At 71.9% G+C, this 14,874-nt stretch carries 11 protein-coding genes and 1 other RNA gene; all 12 read right to left on the reverse strand.

Features of this window, described 5'->3' with window-relative positions; genetic code table 11:
- Positions 1 to 43: 43 nt before the first annotated feature.
- The 12 genes from B7W94_RS10055 to ffs all read right to left on the reverse strand — a co-directional run bounded on the left by B7W94_RS10055 (position 44) and on the right by ffs (position 14,819).
- Positions 44 to 1,114: an aspartate-semialdehyde dehydrogenase gene (locus B7W94_RS10055; RefSeq protein ID WP_062636204.1), complete on the reverse strand. Its 1,071-nt coding sequence runs from the start codon at positions 1,112 to 1,114 to the stop codon at positions 44 to 46.
- A 249-nt stretch (positions 1,115 to 1,363) separates the two neighbouring features.
- Complete coding sequence (locus B7W94_RS10060) at positions 1,364 to 2,644, reverse strand: aspartate kinase (protein WP_085606491.1); 1,281 nt, start codon at positions 2,642 to 2,644, stop codon at positions 1,364 to 1,366.
- 81 nt (positions 2,645 to 2,725) lie between these two features.
- The gene (locus B7W94_RS10065; RefSeq protein WP_085606268.1) at positions 2,726 to 3,640 is read right to left on the reverse strand and encodes a DMT family transporter; all 915 of its coding nucleotides are present in this window, start codon (positions 3,638 to 3,640) and stop codon (positions 2,726 to 2,728) included.
- Positions 3,637 to 4,230, reverse strand: a complete 594-nt coding sequence (gene recR, locus B7W94_RS10070) for a recombination mediator RecR (protein ID WP_025104255.1) — start codon at positions 4,228 to 4,230, stop codon at positions 3,637 to 3,639. The genes B7W94_RS10065 and recR overlap by 4 nt, the downstream gene beginning before the upstream one ends.
- Complete coding sequence (locus B7W94_RS10075) at positions 4,230 to 6,473, reverse strand: DNA polymerase III subunit gamma and tau (protein ID WP_085606270.1); 2,244 nt, start codon at positions 6,471 to 6,473, stop codon at positions 4,230 to 4,232. Before B7W94_RS10075 ends, recR begins: the two co-directional genes overlap by 1 nt.
- 126 nt (positions 6,474 to 6,599) lie before the next feature.
- Positions 6,600 to 9,107 (reverse strand): glycoside hydrolase family 65 protein, encoded by a 2,508-nt coding sequence (locus B7W94_RS10080; protein ID WP_025104253.1) that lies wholly within the window; start codon positions 9,105 to 9,107, stop codon positions 6,600 to 6,602.
- On the reverse strand, positions 9,104 to 9,862 hold the full coding sequence (locus tag B7W94_RS10085) for a beta-phosphoglucomutase family hydrolase (RefSeq protein ID WP_085606272.1): 759 nt from the start codon (positions 9,860 to 9,862) through the stop codon (positions 9,104 to 9,106). Before B7W94_RS10085 ends, B7W94_RS10080 begins: the two co-directional genes overlap by 4 nt.
- Before the next feature lie 99 nt (positions 9,863 to 9,961).
- Positions 9,962 to 11,182, reverse strand: coding sequence for an acetate/propionate family kinase (locus B7W94_RS10090; RefSeq protein WP_085606274.1), 1,221 nt, complete (start codon positions 11,180 to 11,182; stop codon positions 9,962 to 9,964).
- Positions 11,179 to 13,308, reverse strand: a complete 2,130-nt coding sequence (pta, locus tag B7W94_RS10095) for a phosphate acetyltransferase (RefSeq protein ID WP_085606276.1) — start codon at positions 13,306 to 13,308, stop codon at positions 11,179 to 11,181. Before pta ends, B7W94_RS10090 begins: the two co-directional genes overlap by 4 nt.
- Positions 13,309 to 13,370: 62 nt before the next feature.
- Positions 13,371 to 14,069, reverse strand: a complete 699-nt coding sequence (locus tag B7W94_RS10100; protein WP_253247423.1) for a hypothetical protein — start codon at positions 14,067 to 14,069, stop codon at positions 13,371 to 13,373.
- Entirely contained in the window at positions 14,066 to 14,674 is a 609-nt protein-coding gene (locus tag B7W94_RS10105) for a rhomboid family intramembrane serine protease (RefSeq protein ID WP_060922551.1), read from the reverse strand. Before B7W94_RS10105 ends, B7W94_RS10100 begins: the two co-directional genes overlap by 4 nt.
- A 48-nt stretch (positions 14,675 to 14,722) precedes the next feature.
- Positions 14,723 to 14,819: signal recognition particle sRNA small type (gene ffs / locus B7W94_RS10110), an RNA gene on the reverse strand.
- Between the last annotated feature and the right edge of the window lie 55 nt (positions 14,820 to 14,874).

A 14,874-nucleotide genomic window follows, 5' to 3' on the forward strand; every position in this document is an offset into this window, starting at 1 on the left:
AACAGTCTAGTTCGCGGGCAGGACCCCGCCGACCACCGGGCGGTCAGGACACCGGGGCGAGGCGCTCGGCGAGCACTTCGGCGATCTGCACCGCGTTCAACGCCGCCCCCTTGCGGAGGTTGTCGTTGCTGATGAAGAGCACGAGCCCCTTGCCCTCCGGAGCCGACTGGTCGGCACGGATGCGGCCCACGAAGCTCGGGTCCTTGCCCGCGGCCTGCAGCGGGGTCGGCACCTCGTCGAGCACGACGCCGGGCGCCGCGCTCAGCACCTCCCTGGCGCGCTCGGGCGTCAGGTCGCGGGAGAACTCGGCGTGGATCGACAGCGAGTGGCCCGTGAACACCGGCACGCGGACGCAGGTACCGGCGACGCGGAGGTCGGGCAGCTCGAGGATCTTCCGGCTCTCGTTGCGGAGCTTCTTCTCCTCGTCGGTCTCGTTGTCGCCATCGTCCACGAGGTTCCCCGCGAACGGGATCACGTCGAAGGCGATCGGCGCGACGTACTTCTCGGGCTCGGGGAAGTCGACCGCGGAGCCGTCGTGCACGAGGCGGAGGGTGTCGCCCTGCGCGAGCACGCCCTCGACCTGGCCGAGCAGCTCCTGGGCGCCGGCGAGTCCGGAGCCGGACACCGCCTGGTAGGTCGACACGATCAGGCGCTCCAGGCCGGCCTCGGCGTCGAGGACCTTCAGCACCGGCATCGCCGCCATCGTGGTGCAGTTCGGGTTCGCGATGATGCCCTTGGGCCGGTCGTCGATCGCGTGCGGGTTGACCTCGCTGACGACGAGCGGGACCTCGGGGTCCATGCGCCAGGCGCTGGAGTTGTCGACGACCACGGCGCCGGCCTCGGCGAAGCGGGGGGCGTAGGCGCGGCTGGCGGTGGCACCGGCGGAGAACAGCGCGATGTCGATCCCGGACGGGTCCGCGGCCTCGACGTCCTCGACGATGACCGTCTGTCCGCCGAACTCGATCGCCGTGCCCGCCGAACGCGCCGACGAGAACAGCCGCAGCTCGCGGATCGGGAACGAACGCTCCGCGAGAATCTCGCGCATCACGGTGCCCACCTGGCCGGTGGCGCCGACGATGGCGACGGAGAGTCCTGATTCGGAGATGCGGGTCATGATGTTCCTTGGCTTCGTGCGGTACGGCGTACGAGGCTTCGGGCGCGGCGTCGGGATGCTGATGCTGCGCCTGGCGCCGGTGTCAGGGTTTCCGCGAGTCTATCGCGCCACGACCACCCCGAAGCCCGTCCGTTTCACGAAGGCACGCGCCCCCGGCACATCAGGCGAACGCGGGGCAACAGGCGCGCGTGGACAGGGCCGCCTGAACCCGCGCGAACGCCTGAGCTGGCGTGGCGTGCTGGCGTGGGGTCAGCGGCCGGTGCCGGCGTGGACCGTGGCCTCCGCGTCGCCGTCGAGACCGTAGGCGGTGTGCACGGTGCGGGCGGCCTCGGTGAGGTCGGTGTCGCGCAGCACGACCGAGATGCGGATCTCCGAGGTGGAGATCATCTCGATGTTGATGCCGCCGGCGGACAGGGCCTCGAACAGGGTCGCCGAGACACCGGAGTGCGTGCGCATCCCCGCGCCGACCACGGACAGCTTGCCGATCTGGTCGTCGTGGACGAGGTTCTGGAAGCCGACCTCGGTCTGCTCACCGGCGAGGGCCTTGAGCGCGGCAGCGGCGTCGGCCTTGGGGACCGTGAAGGAGATGTCCGTGCGCCCGGTGGCGGAGACGTTCTGCACGATCATGTCGACGTTGGCGCCGGACTTCGCGACGATCTTGAAGATCTCGGCCGCCTTGCCCGGGACGTCGGGCACCCCGGCGACGGTGATCTTGGCCTGGCTGAAGTCGGTGGCGACGCCGGCGACGATCGGTTCTTCCATGACTGCTCCCTCGGCTTCGCGAGGGTTCTTCATACCCTCGCCCAGAACGTATGTGCCCTCGGCCGACGAGAACGTCGACCGGGCGTGGATGAGGACGCCGTGCCGGCGGGCGTACTCCACGGCACGGATGTAGAGGACCTTGGCGCCGTTGGCTGCGAGCTCCAGCATCTCCTCGCTGGAGACGTGGTCGAGCTTCTGCGCCTTCGGAATCACGCGCGGGTCGGCGGTGAAGATGCCGTCCACATCGCTGTAGATCTCGCAGACGTCCGCCGACAGCGCGGCCGCCAGCGCGACGGCCGTCGTGTCCGATCCGCCACGGCCGAGCGTGGTGATGTCGCGGGTGTCGCGGTTGAACCCCTGGAAGCCGGCGACGATGACGATGGCGCCCTCGTCGAGCGCCTCGCGGAGTCGCACGGGCGTGACGTCGACGATGCGCGCCGCGCCGTGCTGCGAGTCGGTGATCATGCCGGCCTGGCTGCCGGTGAACGACCGCGCTTCGAAGCCCATCGAGTGGATCGCCATCGCCAGCAGCGCCATCGAGATCCGCTCGCCGCTGGAGAGGAGCATGTCGAGTTCGCGCGGCGCCGGGATCGGCGCGACCTCGTTCGCGAGGTCGAGCAGCTCATCGGTCGTGTCGCCCATGGCGCTCACGGCGACGACGACGTCGTGACCTGCGCGACGGGTGTCGACGATGCGCTTGGCGACGCGCTTGATGCTCTCTGCGTCGGCGACGGACGAGCCGCCGTACTTCTGCACGATGAGGGCCACGTTCACTCCCTGGGATGTCGGGCGGATCCGCCCACGGTCATTCTACGATCGGCGCGCATGCCGCCCCGCGCATGTGACGGCTCAGGCGGGGGCGGGCGGGACGGGCGTCACCGGGCGCAGGCGCCCTCCGGTGGCGGCGAACCAGCAGCCAACGATGATCAGCGGGAATCCGAGGAGGAGCCCCGGGGTGAGGGGCTCGGCGAGCACGATGGCGCCGAGCACGATCGCCACGACGGGGTTCACGTAGGTGAACAGCGGCGCCCTGACCGGTCCGACCTCGCGGATCAGCGCGAAGAAGGCCAGGAACGCCAGCGCCGTGCAGATGACGGCGAGGGCGAGGAGGGCGCCGATCGACGGGAGCGTCGGCACCTCGTGCTGCGTGAGCAGACCGATCGGGAGATAGAAGATGCCGATCATGAGCAGAGACAGCGTGATCGTGCCGAGCGAGGGCACGTCGTTCAGCTTGCGCGCCACGATGAACGGTGCGATCGCGTACAGCACCGCGACGAGCAGCACCTCCCCGGCCGCGAGCAGACTCACCTCTCCCCCGAAGAGCCCCGGTCCCGCCACGACGATGGCGACGCCGACGAAGCCGACCAGCAGGCCGATGCCGCGGGCGGGACGCAGCACGCCGCGGTCGCCACCGCCCAGCGCGATGAGGGCGGCGAACAGCGGCACCGTGGCGACGAGGAGTCCGGTCATTCCGGAGGGCAGCGTCATCTCGGCGTGCCCGAGGAGGAGGAACGGTCCGGCCATCTCCACGGCCCCGAAGGCCAGCACCCACGGCCAGTGCCGCAGCGCCGCGCGGAGGGCCCCGCTGCGCAGGGCGAACGGCAGCAGGAGGAGGGCGGCGATCAGCGTCCGTCCCGCCACGATCGCGGGCGGGGAGATCGAATCCACCGCCACGCTGATGAAGAGGTAGGGAACGCCCCAGAGCAGGGCCATGACCCCGAAGAGCAGCCAGCCCCGGCGGGAGAAGCCGGACTGCGGAGTCACAGCACGCGCCGGCCCTCGAAGGCCCGGCCGAGCGTCACCTCGTCCGCGTACTCGAGGTCGCCGCCGACCGGGAGGCCCGAGGCGAGCCGCGAGACCGTGATCTGCATCGTCGTCAGGAGCCGGCTCAGGTAGCTCGCCGTCGCCTCCCCCTCCAGATTGGGGTTCGTGGCGATGATGACCTCCTGCACGGTGCCGTCGGCGAGCCTCGTCATGAGCTGGGCGATCCGGAGGTCGTCCGGCCCGATGCCCGCGATGGGGCTGATCGCGCCGCCGAGCACGTGGTACAGGCCGCGGAACTCCCGCGTGCGCTCGATCGCCGCGACGTCCTTCGCGTCCTCGACCACGCAGATCAGCGCCTGGTTGCGGCGAGGGTCGCGACAGATCGCGCAGCGTTCCTGCTCCGCGACGTTGCCGCAGATCTCGCAGAAGCGGACCCGGATGCGGATCTCGGTCAGCAGCTCGGCGAGACGGGCGACGTCGAACGTCGGCGTCTGCAGGATGTGGAACGCGATGCGCTGCGCCGACTTCGGGCCGATGCCGGGAAGGCGGCCGAACTCGTCGATCAGCTCTTGGACGATGCCGTCGTACATCAGGAGAACCTCGTGGGGGGCTCGTAGGGCTCTTCGCGAAGGAACGTCGCGCCGAGCACCTGGCGGATCACGGCCTCTCCGTAGCGCTGCACGCCGCCGGCGGCGGGGGTGCGCTCGACGACGACCGGTGGAGCGGCCGCGGCGGCCGTACGAGCGGCCGCCTGCGGGGCCGCCGCCGGAGTCGCGCGTGGGGAGGGAGGGCGGTCGTACGGAGCCGGGGGCTCGTAGGCCGGATCGTACGGCGGCTCCTCGTCGAACGCGGGAGCGTCGTCGTCGCCGGGCAGCGGCGGCTCATCGCGATCGATCCTGCCGTCGGCCGGCGGGGTCGGGGCGGCGGAGGCGGCCTCGACCTCCTCCGGCTCCTCGTCGACGGCGAGGGGCGCTACGGCCGCTGTCGTCGGGATGGGTGCGACCGCCCACTCCGTCACGGGGGCCGCGGCGGCGCGGGTCTGCGGGCGGGAGGGACGCGCTGACGCAGGCTCCGATGCGGGAGCGGTGTCGGCCGGGGCGGCGGATCCCGAGGAGGCGGGCTGCCGCGGCGCACCGCCGGGCGGCATCGGGGCCGGCAGGTACTTGACCCGCACCCCGACCTCCTGCTCGATGGCCGTGCGGAGGTGGTCGGACGGTCCGGAGCCGGGCGTGGTCCCCTTGAATTTCGCGACGTCGTGCTGACTCGTGAATCCGAGGGTCAGGACCTCGGACTCGCCGTCGTAGGCCAGCGGCTGCACAGCGGTGGCGAGCAGCCAGGACGTGCGGCTGATGCCTTCGAGACGCTTCAGCACGGCGGGCCAGGCGTCGCGGACGCGGTCGAACGTGACGGGAGCGGACGGCGCGGACGACTCCGGGGCCGGAGCCGGCGTGGGGTCGGGCTCCGCGGGACGGGCGGGTTCCGGCGCCTGCTCGCGCTCCGGGGAGCGCTCGGGCTCAGCGGCGGCCGCAGGGCCGGAGACGGCCGGCGCGGAAGGAGCCGGTGCCGCGGGCGTCGAGGGCACTGCCGGCGCGGTCTCCGTGCCGGGCGCAGCCGTGGGAGACGGTGCCGCGGCCGCGGGCGGGATCACCGGCGGGTGCGTCGTGGCCGGCGGGTGCAGCGCGCCCGACGCGGCTGCTCCGGTCGAGGTCGACCCCCCGGATGCGGCGAGGACGCGGGCCACCATGAGCTCGAGGTGGAGGCGGGGCGACGTGGCTCCGGACATGTCGTCGAGAGCCGCGCTGACCACGTCGGCCGTACGGGAGAGCCGCGCGGCGCCGAACGACTCTGCCTGGCGGCGCATACGGTCGAGCTCGTCTTCCGCGATCCCGCGGAGCACGGCAGAGGCACCGGAGCCCACGGCGGCGATCACGATGAGGTCGCGCAGGCGCTCCAGGAGATCGTCGACGAAGCGACGCGGGTCCTGTCCGGTCTGCACGACGCGGTCGATGGCCGGGAAGGCGGTCGCGGCGTCGCCCGCCGCCAGCGCATCGACGATCTCGTCGAGGAGGGCCCCGTGGGTGTACCCGAGCAGCGCGACCGCGCGCGCGTAGCCGACGGTGACGGTCTCCGAGCCGGCAGGGGCGTCCGATCCCGCGATGAGCTGATCCAGCAGCGACAGGGTGTCGCGGGGCGAGCCACCCCCGGCGCGGACGACGAGCGGGAGGACGCCCTGCTCGACGATGACCCCCTCCTCCGCGCAGAGCTTCTCGACGTAGTCGAGCATCGCGGCGGGCGGGACCAGCCGGAACGGGTAGTGATGGGTGCGCGAGCGGATCGTGCCGAGCACCTTCTCGGGCTCCGTCGTCGCGAAGATGAACTTGACGTGCGGCGGGGGCTCCTCGACCAGCTTCAGCAGCGCGTTGAAGCCCTGCGGGGTGACCATGTGCGCCTCGTCGAGGATGAAGATCTTGAAGCGGTCGCGGCTCGGGGCGAAGGTCGCCCGCTCGCGCAGGTCGCGCGCGTCGTCGACGCCGTTGTGACTCGCCGCGTCGATCTCGACGACGTCGAGCGATCCGCCGCCCGCCCTGGACAGCTCGACACAGCTCGGGCAGGTCCCGCAGGGGGTGTCGGTCGGGCCCTCCGCGCAGTTCAGGCACCGGGCGAGGATGCGCGCCGAGGTGGTCTTGCCGCAACCGCGCGGGCCGGAGAACAGGTAGGCGTGGCCGACGCGGTCGCCACGCAGCGCGGTCATGAGCGGATCGGTCACCTGCGACTGCCCGATCATCTCGCCGAACGTCTCGGGTCGGTAGCGGCGGTAGAGGGCTGTGGTCACCCCTCCAGCCTACGGCGTGCCACCGACGTTGCTCCCCTCCCGGTCGACCCGGCCCCTTTCACGCGAGCCACCCCTCTGCGTGCGTCCGCAACGGGGTGGGACGCACGCAGAGGGGTGGGTCAGCGGTCAGTCGAGGTTCTCGATGACGGGGATCGCGCTCGTGATCACCGGGACCGAGGCCGAAAGCCGCGTGCCGTCGTCGCGGCGGGCGTCGGCGAACTCCTGCAGGGTCGGGCGTCCGGGGATCACGGGTCCCTGGTTCGCGAGCGGGACGATGACCTCGTCCTCCAGCGTCGCGATGTATGCGTTGTCCCGCACGCTGAACGGCACCGGAGGTCCGCTGCGCACCTCGACGCGCAGCTCGTGCCGCGTGACGGTCACCTGCATCGCCGTCCCCTGCCACTGCAGCGGGAACGACAGCGACGGCCAGGACTCGGGGAGCCGCGGGTCGAAGCTGAGGTCACCGCCGTAGTCGCGCATACCGCCGAAGCCGCAGACGAGGGCCGTCCACACGCCACCGGCCGAGGCGACGTGCACCCCGTCCGCCGCGTTGTGGTGCAGGTCGTGCAGATCGACGAACAGCGACTGCTCGAAGTACTTCTGCGCGAGGTCCTGATAGCCCACCTCTGCCGCGAGGATCGACTGCACGACCGCCGAGAGGGTCGAGTCGCCCGTCGTCAGCGGGTCGTAGTAGTCGAAGTCGGCCTTCTTCTCCTCGGGCGAGAAGTGGTTGCCCTGGAGGAACAGCGCCAGCACGACGTCGGCCTGCTTGAGCACCTGGAAGCGGTAGATCACGAGCGGGTGGAAGTGCAGCAGCAGCGGGCGCTGGTCGGCCGGGGTGTTCGCGAGGTCCCAGACCTCCCGCTCCAGGAACAGCGAATCCTGCGGGTGGATGCCGAGGCTCTCGCTGTACGGGATGTACATCGCCTCCGCGGCCCGCTCCCAGGACTCCGCCTCACCGGAGCCGAGGCCCGTGCGCTCGACGAGGGCCGCGTAGTCCTCGGGGTAGCTGTCGCGGATCTCCCGCACGACCTTGGCCGCGTACCGGAGGTTGTACCGCGCCATGACGTTCGTGTACAGGTTGTCGTTCACGACGGTCGTGTACTCGTCCGGGCCGGTGACGCCGTGGATGTGGAACGTCTGGAGGCCGTCGCCGGCGCCGGACTGCTCCACGAGCCGCGATCCCCGCCAGAAGCCGAGGGTGGCCCAGAGCCGCGCGGTCTCGATCGCGACGTCGGCGCCCTCGCGCCGCAGGAAGGCCTCGTCCCCGGTCGCCCGCACGTACTTGCCGAGCGCGAAGCTGATGTCGGCGTTGATGTGGTACTGCGCGGTGCCGGCGGCGTAGTACGCCGAGGCCTCCTCGCCGTTGATCGTGCGCCACGGGAAGAGCGCGCCGGCCTCGTTGAGCTGAGCGGCCCGGCGGCGCGCCGCGGGGAGCATCTTCACCCGGGCCCGGAGAGCGTTGTACGCCCAGCGCGGCGTCGTGTAGGTGAGGAACGGGAGCACGTAGATCTCGGTGTCCCAGAAGTAGTGGCCGCTGTAGCCGGAGCCGGTGAGTCCCTTCGCGGGGACGCCGGCGCCGTCCGCCCTGGCCGAGGCCTGAGCGAGCTGGAACAGGCACCACCGGGTGGCCTGCTGCAGGTCGTCGCGCCCGCCGATCTGCACGTCGCTGCGCTCCCAGAACGCGTCGAGCCACTCGCGCTGACGACGGAACACCGTCTCCACGCCCTCGTCCGCTGCCCGGTCGAGAGAGCGACGGCAGCGGTCGACGAGCTCCCGCGGGGGCACGCCGCGGGACGAGTGGTAGCTGACGAGCTTGGTGATCGTGATGGGGACGCCGGCCTTCGCCTGGACGCGGAAGACGTTCTTGGCGATGTCCGGCTCGATGAGCGTCCGGACGTTGTAGTCGTTCTCCGTCTCGATGATGTGATCGGCGACGACGGCGACGGTCATCCCGGACGCGGCGACCCGGTACGACAGCGCGGAGCGCAGCCCGTCCTGCCAGTGCTCCGCCGGCTCCAGCACGCGGTCCGCGATGCGCTCGGCCTTGCGCGGGTCGAAGGCGGCGCCCTTGGTCGTCATCGGGGAGCCGGCGTAGACGCCCGCCCCGTCCTGACGGTTGAGCAGCTGGCAGCTGATCGTGACCGGGGCGTTGGCGTTCTCGACCACGACCTCGAGCCGCAGCACGGCGAGGTGGCGCTCCTCGAAGCTCACGAGACGCTGATCCCGCATGCGTACCCGCTTGCCTGACGGGGTCTCCCAGACGACGCGCCGTTCCAGCACACCCGTGCGCATGTCGAGCGTGCGGGCGTACTCGCGCACGTCCGCGTCGTCGAGGGAGATCGGCTCGTCGTCGACGTAGAGCCGCATCACCTTGGCGTCGGGGGCGTTGACGATCGTCTGGCCGACCTCGGCGAAGCCGTAGGCCTGCTCGGCGTGCCGGATCGGCCATGTCTCGTGCAGGCCGTTGATGAAGGTGCCGTGCTCCTGCGCGCCGCGCCCCTCGATGTGGTTGCCCCGGAGCCCGAGGTAGCCGTTGCCGACCGAGAACAGCGTCTCGCCGACGCCCTCCTCCGAGTAGCGCGTCTCGATGAGACGCCACGGGTCGACGGGGAAGCGGTCGCGGTCGATCATGCGGTCTCCGGGGTGTCGGTGCGGGCGGCGGGAAGCAGGACGCCGAGGTCGTCGACGACGTGGGTCGCGCCGGCGGCGCGGAGTGCGTTGGCGCCGGCGCCGCGGTCGACGCCGATGACGACGGCGTATCCGGCGGCGGCGGCCGAAGCGGCGCCGGAGGTGGCGTCCTCGACGGCGATGCTGCGGGCCGGGTCGACGCCGAGGGCCGTGGCGCCGGCGGCGAACATGTCGGCCGCGGGCTTGGAGGCGAGGTGCTCACGCTCGGCGACGACGCCGTCGATCACGACGCGGAAGAAGGACCGCATGCCGGCGGCCGCCAGCACCTCCTCGGCGTTCTTGGAGCTGGAGACGACACCGAGCGGGATCCCCGCGGCGTGCAGCGCCTCGACCACGGCGAGGGAGCCGGGGAACGGAGCGATGCCCTGGCTGCGGAGCGACGCCGCGAACGCGGCGTTCTTGCGGTTGCCGATCCCGCAGATGGTCTCGGCGGACGGGTCGTCGTCCACCGAGCCCCAGGGCACCTCGACGTTGCGGCTGCGCAGCAGGCTCGCGACGCCGTCGTAGCGCTTCTTGCCGTCGACGTAGGCGAAGTAGTCCTCGTCGGTGTACGGCGGCGTGATGTCCCAGCGGGCGAAGACGTCATCGAAGACCGCCTTCCAGGCGCGCATGTGCACCTCGGCGGTCGGCGTGAGGACGCCGTCGAGGTCGAACAGCACACCGTCGGCGTGGAACAGGTCGGGCAGCGCGTCTGGCACAGAGCCTCCAGGAGAAGGACGAGGGTCGGGTCGGCACCTCTCCGTGCCACTGTGCAAGCGTAATGGCGGTGGCGCGCGCGGGGTAACCCCGGACCGTGATCAGAGCAGTTCGGCGGTCTGCCTGGCGATCTGGAGCTCCTCGTCGGTGGGGACGACGAGGACCGTCACGGCCGAGGCGTCCGTCGAGATGACGCGGACGCCGCGCTCCTTCGCCTCGTTGCGGGCCGGGTCGATCTCGATCCCCGCGAAGCCGAGCGTCGCCATCGCCGCCGCCCGCACGGGCGCCGCATTCTCCCCGACGCCCGCGGTGAAGGACACGACGTCGACCCCGCCGAGCTGCGCGATGTACGCGCCGGCGTAGGCCCTCAGACGGTGGACGTACACGTCGAAGGCCAGCGTCGCGGCCTCCTCCCCCGCGGCGACGCCCGCGAGGATGTCGCGCATGTCGCTGCGTCCGGCGAGTCCCGCCAGTCCACTGCGGGTGTTCAGCAGCGCGTCGAGGTCGTCGATGGTGTAGCCGGCGCGGCGGGACAGGTGCACGAGAGCGGCCGGGTCGATGTCGCCCGACCGCGTGCCCATGACGAGGCCCTCGAGCGGCGTGAGGCCCATCGAGGTCTCGACCGAGCGACCCCCGTCGATCGCGGTGACCGACGCGCCGTTACCGAGGTGGAACACGAGCTGCCGGAGGGTCCCGAGGTCGCGCCCGAGGAAGCGTGCGGCGGTCTCGCTGACGTACTGATGGCTCGTGCCGTGGAAGCCGTACCGGCGGACCCGGTGCTCGGCGGCGAGCGCCGCATCGATCGCGTAGGTGTAGGCCGCCGGCGGCAGCGTCTGGTGGAACGCGGTGTCGAACACCGCCACGTGCGGGACGCTGTCGAACACGGCGCGAGCCGCCCGGATGCCGGCGAGGTTCGCCGGATTGTGCAGCGGCGCGAGCACGGCGAGCTCGTCGATCTGCCGCTCGACGTCGGCGTCGATCAGGGTCGGCGCGTAGAAGCGCGCACCACCGTGCACGACCCGATGCCCGACCGCGACCGGGGGATGCGCCTCGAGGGAGGGGCCGTGCGCGGCGAACTGGGCGCGCATGACCTCGAAGGCGGCGGCGTGGTCGGGGATGGACTGTTCGTCGCGGTAGGTGGCGTCGAGCATCGTCGCCGACGGTCCGTCACCCGGCTCCGGGCGCACGGTGTGGGCGACGGGGCTGGAGTCCTGCCCGATGCGCTCGATGAGCCCGCTGGCGAGCTCGTCCTCGTGCGCCGTGTCGATGAGGCTGTACTTCAGCGAGGACGACCCGCTGTTGATGACGAGGATCGCGCTCATGCCTCCTCCCCCGCTCGCTCGTCGCCCTGGGCCTGGATCGCCGTGATGGCCACCGTGTTCACGATGTCGTCGACGAGCGCGCCGCGGGACAGGTCGTTGATCGGTTTGTTGAGCCCCTGCAGCACCGGACCGATGGCCACGGCGCCGGCGGAGCGCTGCACCGCCTTGTAGGTGTTGTTGCCGGTGTTGAGGTCGGGGAAGACGAACACCGTCGCCCGCCCCGCCACGGCCGAGTCCGGCAGCTTCGCCTTGGCGACCGCCGCATCGGCGGCGGCGTCGTACTGGATGGGACCCTCCACGAGGAGTTCGGGAGCGCGCTCGCGCACGAGCGCCGTCGCCGCCCTGACCTTGTCGACGTCGGCCCCCGACCCGGACTCGCCGGTGGAGTACGACAGCATCGCCACGCGGGGGTCGATGCCGAACTGCCGGGCGGTGGTGGCGGACGAGATCGCGATGTCGGCGAGCTGCTCGGCCGTGGGATCGGGGATGACCGCGCAGTCGCCGTACACGAGCACGCGGTCGGCGAGGGCCATGAGGAACACGCTGGAGACGACGTTCACCCCCGGCTTCGTCTTGATGATCTCGAAGGACGGCCGGATCGTGTGCGCCGTGGTGTGCGCGGCACCGGAGACCATGCCGTCGGCGAGCCCGAGGTGCACCATCATCGTCCCGAAGTAGGAGACGTCGGTGACGGTGTCGGCGGCCTGCGCGAGGGTGATCCCCTTGTGAGCGCGCAGCCGGGCGTACTCGGCGGCGAAGCGCTCCACGAGCTCTGGGTCGGTGGGGCTCACCACGTGCGCGCCGGCGATGTCGAGGCCGAGTTCCGCCGCCCGCGCGCGGATCGCCCCGTCGTCGCCGAGGATCGTCAGCTCCGCCACCTCGCGGGACAGCAGCGCCGCCGCCGCCCGGAGGATGCGGTCGTCGTCGCCCTCGGGGAGGACGATGTGGCGGCGGTCGGACCGCGCGCGTTCCATCAGGCCGTACTGGAACATGAGCGGCGTGACGACGTGCGCCTCCGCGAGACCGAGCTGCTCGGTGAGCTCGGCCACGTCGACGTGCGCCTGGAAGAGTCCGAGCGCCCGGTCGTAGCGACCGCGCGAGTCGGCGGAGATGCGGCCACGGGTGCCCATCACCCGCACCGCCGTGTCGTAGGTGCCGAGGTCGGTGGTGATGATCGGCACCGAGGAGGCGAAGCCGTCGAGCAGCTGGAGGATCGGGTCCGGCAGCGGGAACGGCCCGTTGAGGATGATCCCGGCGATCCGCGGGAACGTGCCGGAGGAGTCGGCGAGGAGGGCGGCGAGCAGCACCTCGGTGCGGTCGGCGGGGATCACGACCACGGCCTCGTCGGTGAGGCGCGGCAGGACGTTCACCATCGACATGCCGGCCACGACGATCGACAGCGCGACCGCGGTCAGACGATCCTCGTCGCCCTTGAGCAGCGTGCCGTCGACGGCCGACACGATGCCGCGGATGGACGGCGCGACGAGCGCTCGATCCTCGGGCAGCGCCCAGACCGGGGTGCCGGCGGGGAGGACGGCCCGCACCGCGTCGACGATGGCGTCGAGCCCGTCGGGGTCGGCCCTGTTCACGGCCACCGCGAACAGCTCCGCGCGCTCCTCGGCGAGTTCCGGCAGCGCCAGGGCGGCGATCTGGCCGACGGCGGCGGCCTCCCGCGCGGTGGTCGTGCCGAGCTGCTCGGCCTGCCGCTGCTGGTCGCGTCCGCTCAGAACGAGCAGGACGGGGGCTCCGAGGTTCGCCGCGATCCGGGCGTTGAAGCCGAGTTCGGCGGGGCTCGCGACGTCGGTGTAGTCGCTGCCGACGATGACGACGGCGTCGCACTGCGCCTCGACGGCCTTGAAGCGCGCGACGATGGTCGACAGCGCGCCCTCGGGGTCGGCGCGCACGTCGTCGTAGGTGACGCCGATGCAGTCCTCGTAGTCGAGCTGGACGCCGTCGTGGGCGAGCAGCAGCTCGAGGATCTCGTCGCGCTCGGCGACCGCGCGGGCGATCGGGCGGAACACGCCCACGCGCGGCGACACGCGCATCAGCGCATCGAGCACCCCGAGGGCGATCGTCGACTTCCCGGTGTGGCCTTCGGCCGAGGTGATGTAGATGCTCCGCGACACGGCTCCAGCTTAGGCGGGCACCCCGACACCGCACCCCGCCGCTGCCGTGACAAACGCGCGCGTCACTCGCACGGGCCGGACAGCACGTCGACGACGGCCGTGGCATCCTCCTGGTACCGCGTGTAGTAGTCCCGGTCCGTGTTCACCTGCACCCGGTGGATGGCGTGCGAGGGCGCCATCGACCGCCAGTCGGGGACCCGCGCCAGGCGCTCGAAGAACAGGCGGGCCGCGGTGGCGGGATCCATCCGCTGCTCCGCGCTCCCCCACCACTCCTGCTGCTGGAAGAGACCGATGCTCGTCGTGCGCGATCCATCCGGATTGGTCCAGCCGCGCGTCTCCCAGTCCCCGTAGTCGATGTTGCGCAGGCTGCTCTCGCCCATCGCGGTCATGACGCCGAGGATCTGACCGTCCCGCGCGAACCCGAGCTCGTCGGCGGTGCGGATGATGGTCGCGGCGTTCTCGAGCTGTTCGCCGCTCCATCCGGCGACGCCCGCCTGGGGGAAGGTCGACGGACGGTCGAGGCAGACCGGCGCCGGATCCCTCGCCAGCCCCAGCGGGATGAGCACGAGCAGCACCGCCCCCGCGGCCACCACGGCGGCGGACACGGCGACGCGCCGCAGGATCCGTTTCCGCTGTGCGCGCCGGGCGGCTCGACGGCGGGCCTCCCGGCGTCGGCGGTTGGCGGCCTCGCGCGACGCGGCGGGCCGCCGGGTCGACGTGGTCCGCGTCGCCGTCGTCCTCCTCGTGCGCGGAGCCGTCATCGTCCGACGGCGCGGCGCTGGTCGGGACGCCGTCCGGCGAGCGCGGCCGCACCGCCCCCGATGGCGCCGAACAGATGGCCCTGCCAGGACACGCCGTCCGCGACGCCGAACACCCCGGCCAGCATGGTGCCGCCGTACAGGCCGACCACGACGACGGCGATCACCGCGTAGAGGATGCGGTGCGACACGCGGCCGGGAGCGAACACCCGCATCACCACGTAGCCGAAGTACCCGAAGACGAGCCCGGAGGCGCCCACGGTCAGCGTGCCGGGGGCGTTCACGAGCCAGGTCCCGAGCCCGCCGACGACCGCGACGATCACGGTGACGGCCCAGAACCGGCGCGTGCCCTCGACCGCGACCAGGCAGCCGAGCACGAGGAACGGCACGGAGTTCGCGATCAGATGCGCCCAGCTCGCGTGCAGCAGCGGGGCGAAGACGATCCCCAGGAGTCCCGCAGGGTCCCACGAGCGGATGCCGAGGCCGCTGAAGGAGCCCGGCAGCACCGCGTCCGCGAACTGCACCGCCCACATGGCCGCGAGCAGCAGCACGGGCGACGCGAATCGCCGCAGCGGATGCTCGGGCCTGGCCGGCGGAGGAACGGTCACCGCTCGATTCTCGCAGGAGCACCCTGCGGCCGGCTGGACGCGGGCAAAAGAAAAGACCCTCCGCGCACCCAGCAGAGCCCGGTTACCCTTGCTGCGTTTCCGCCCTGGGGGAATTGGCCTGGATGCCGCCACGCGGAGAGCCGTCGTCCACTCTACCCGAAGCCGACGGGACCCGACGACCGCAGCCCGGCATGGTCCCG

Origin of the sequence: Microbacterium sp. LEMMJ01, from assembly GCF_002114135.1 — a bacterium.
In the GTDB taxonomy this organism is placed as follows: domain Bacteria; phylum Actinomycetota; class Actinomycetes; order Actinomycetales; family Microbacteriaceae; genus Microbacterium.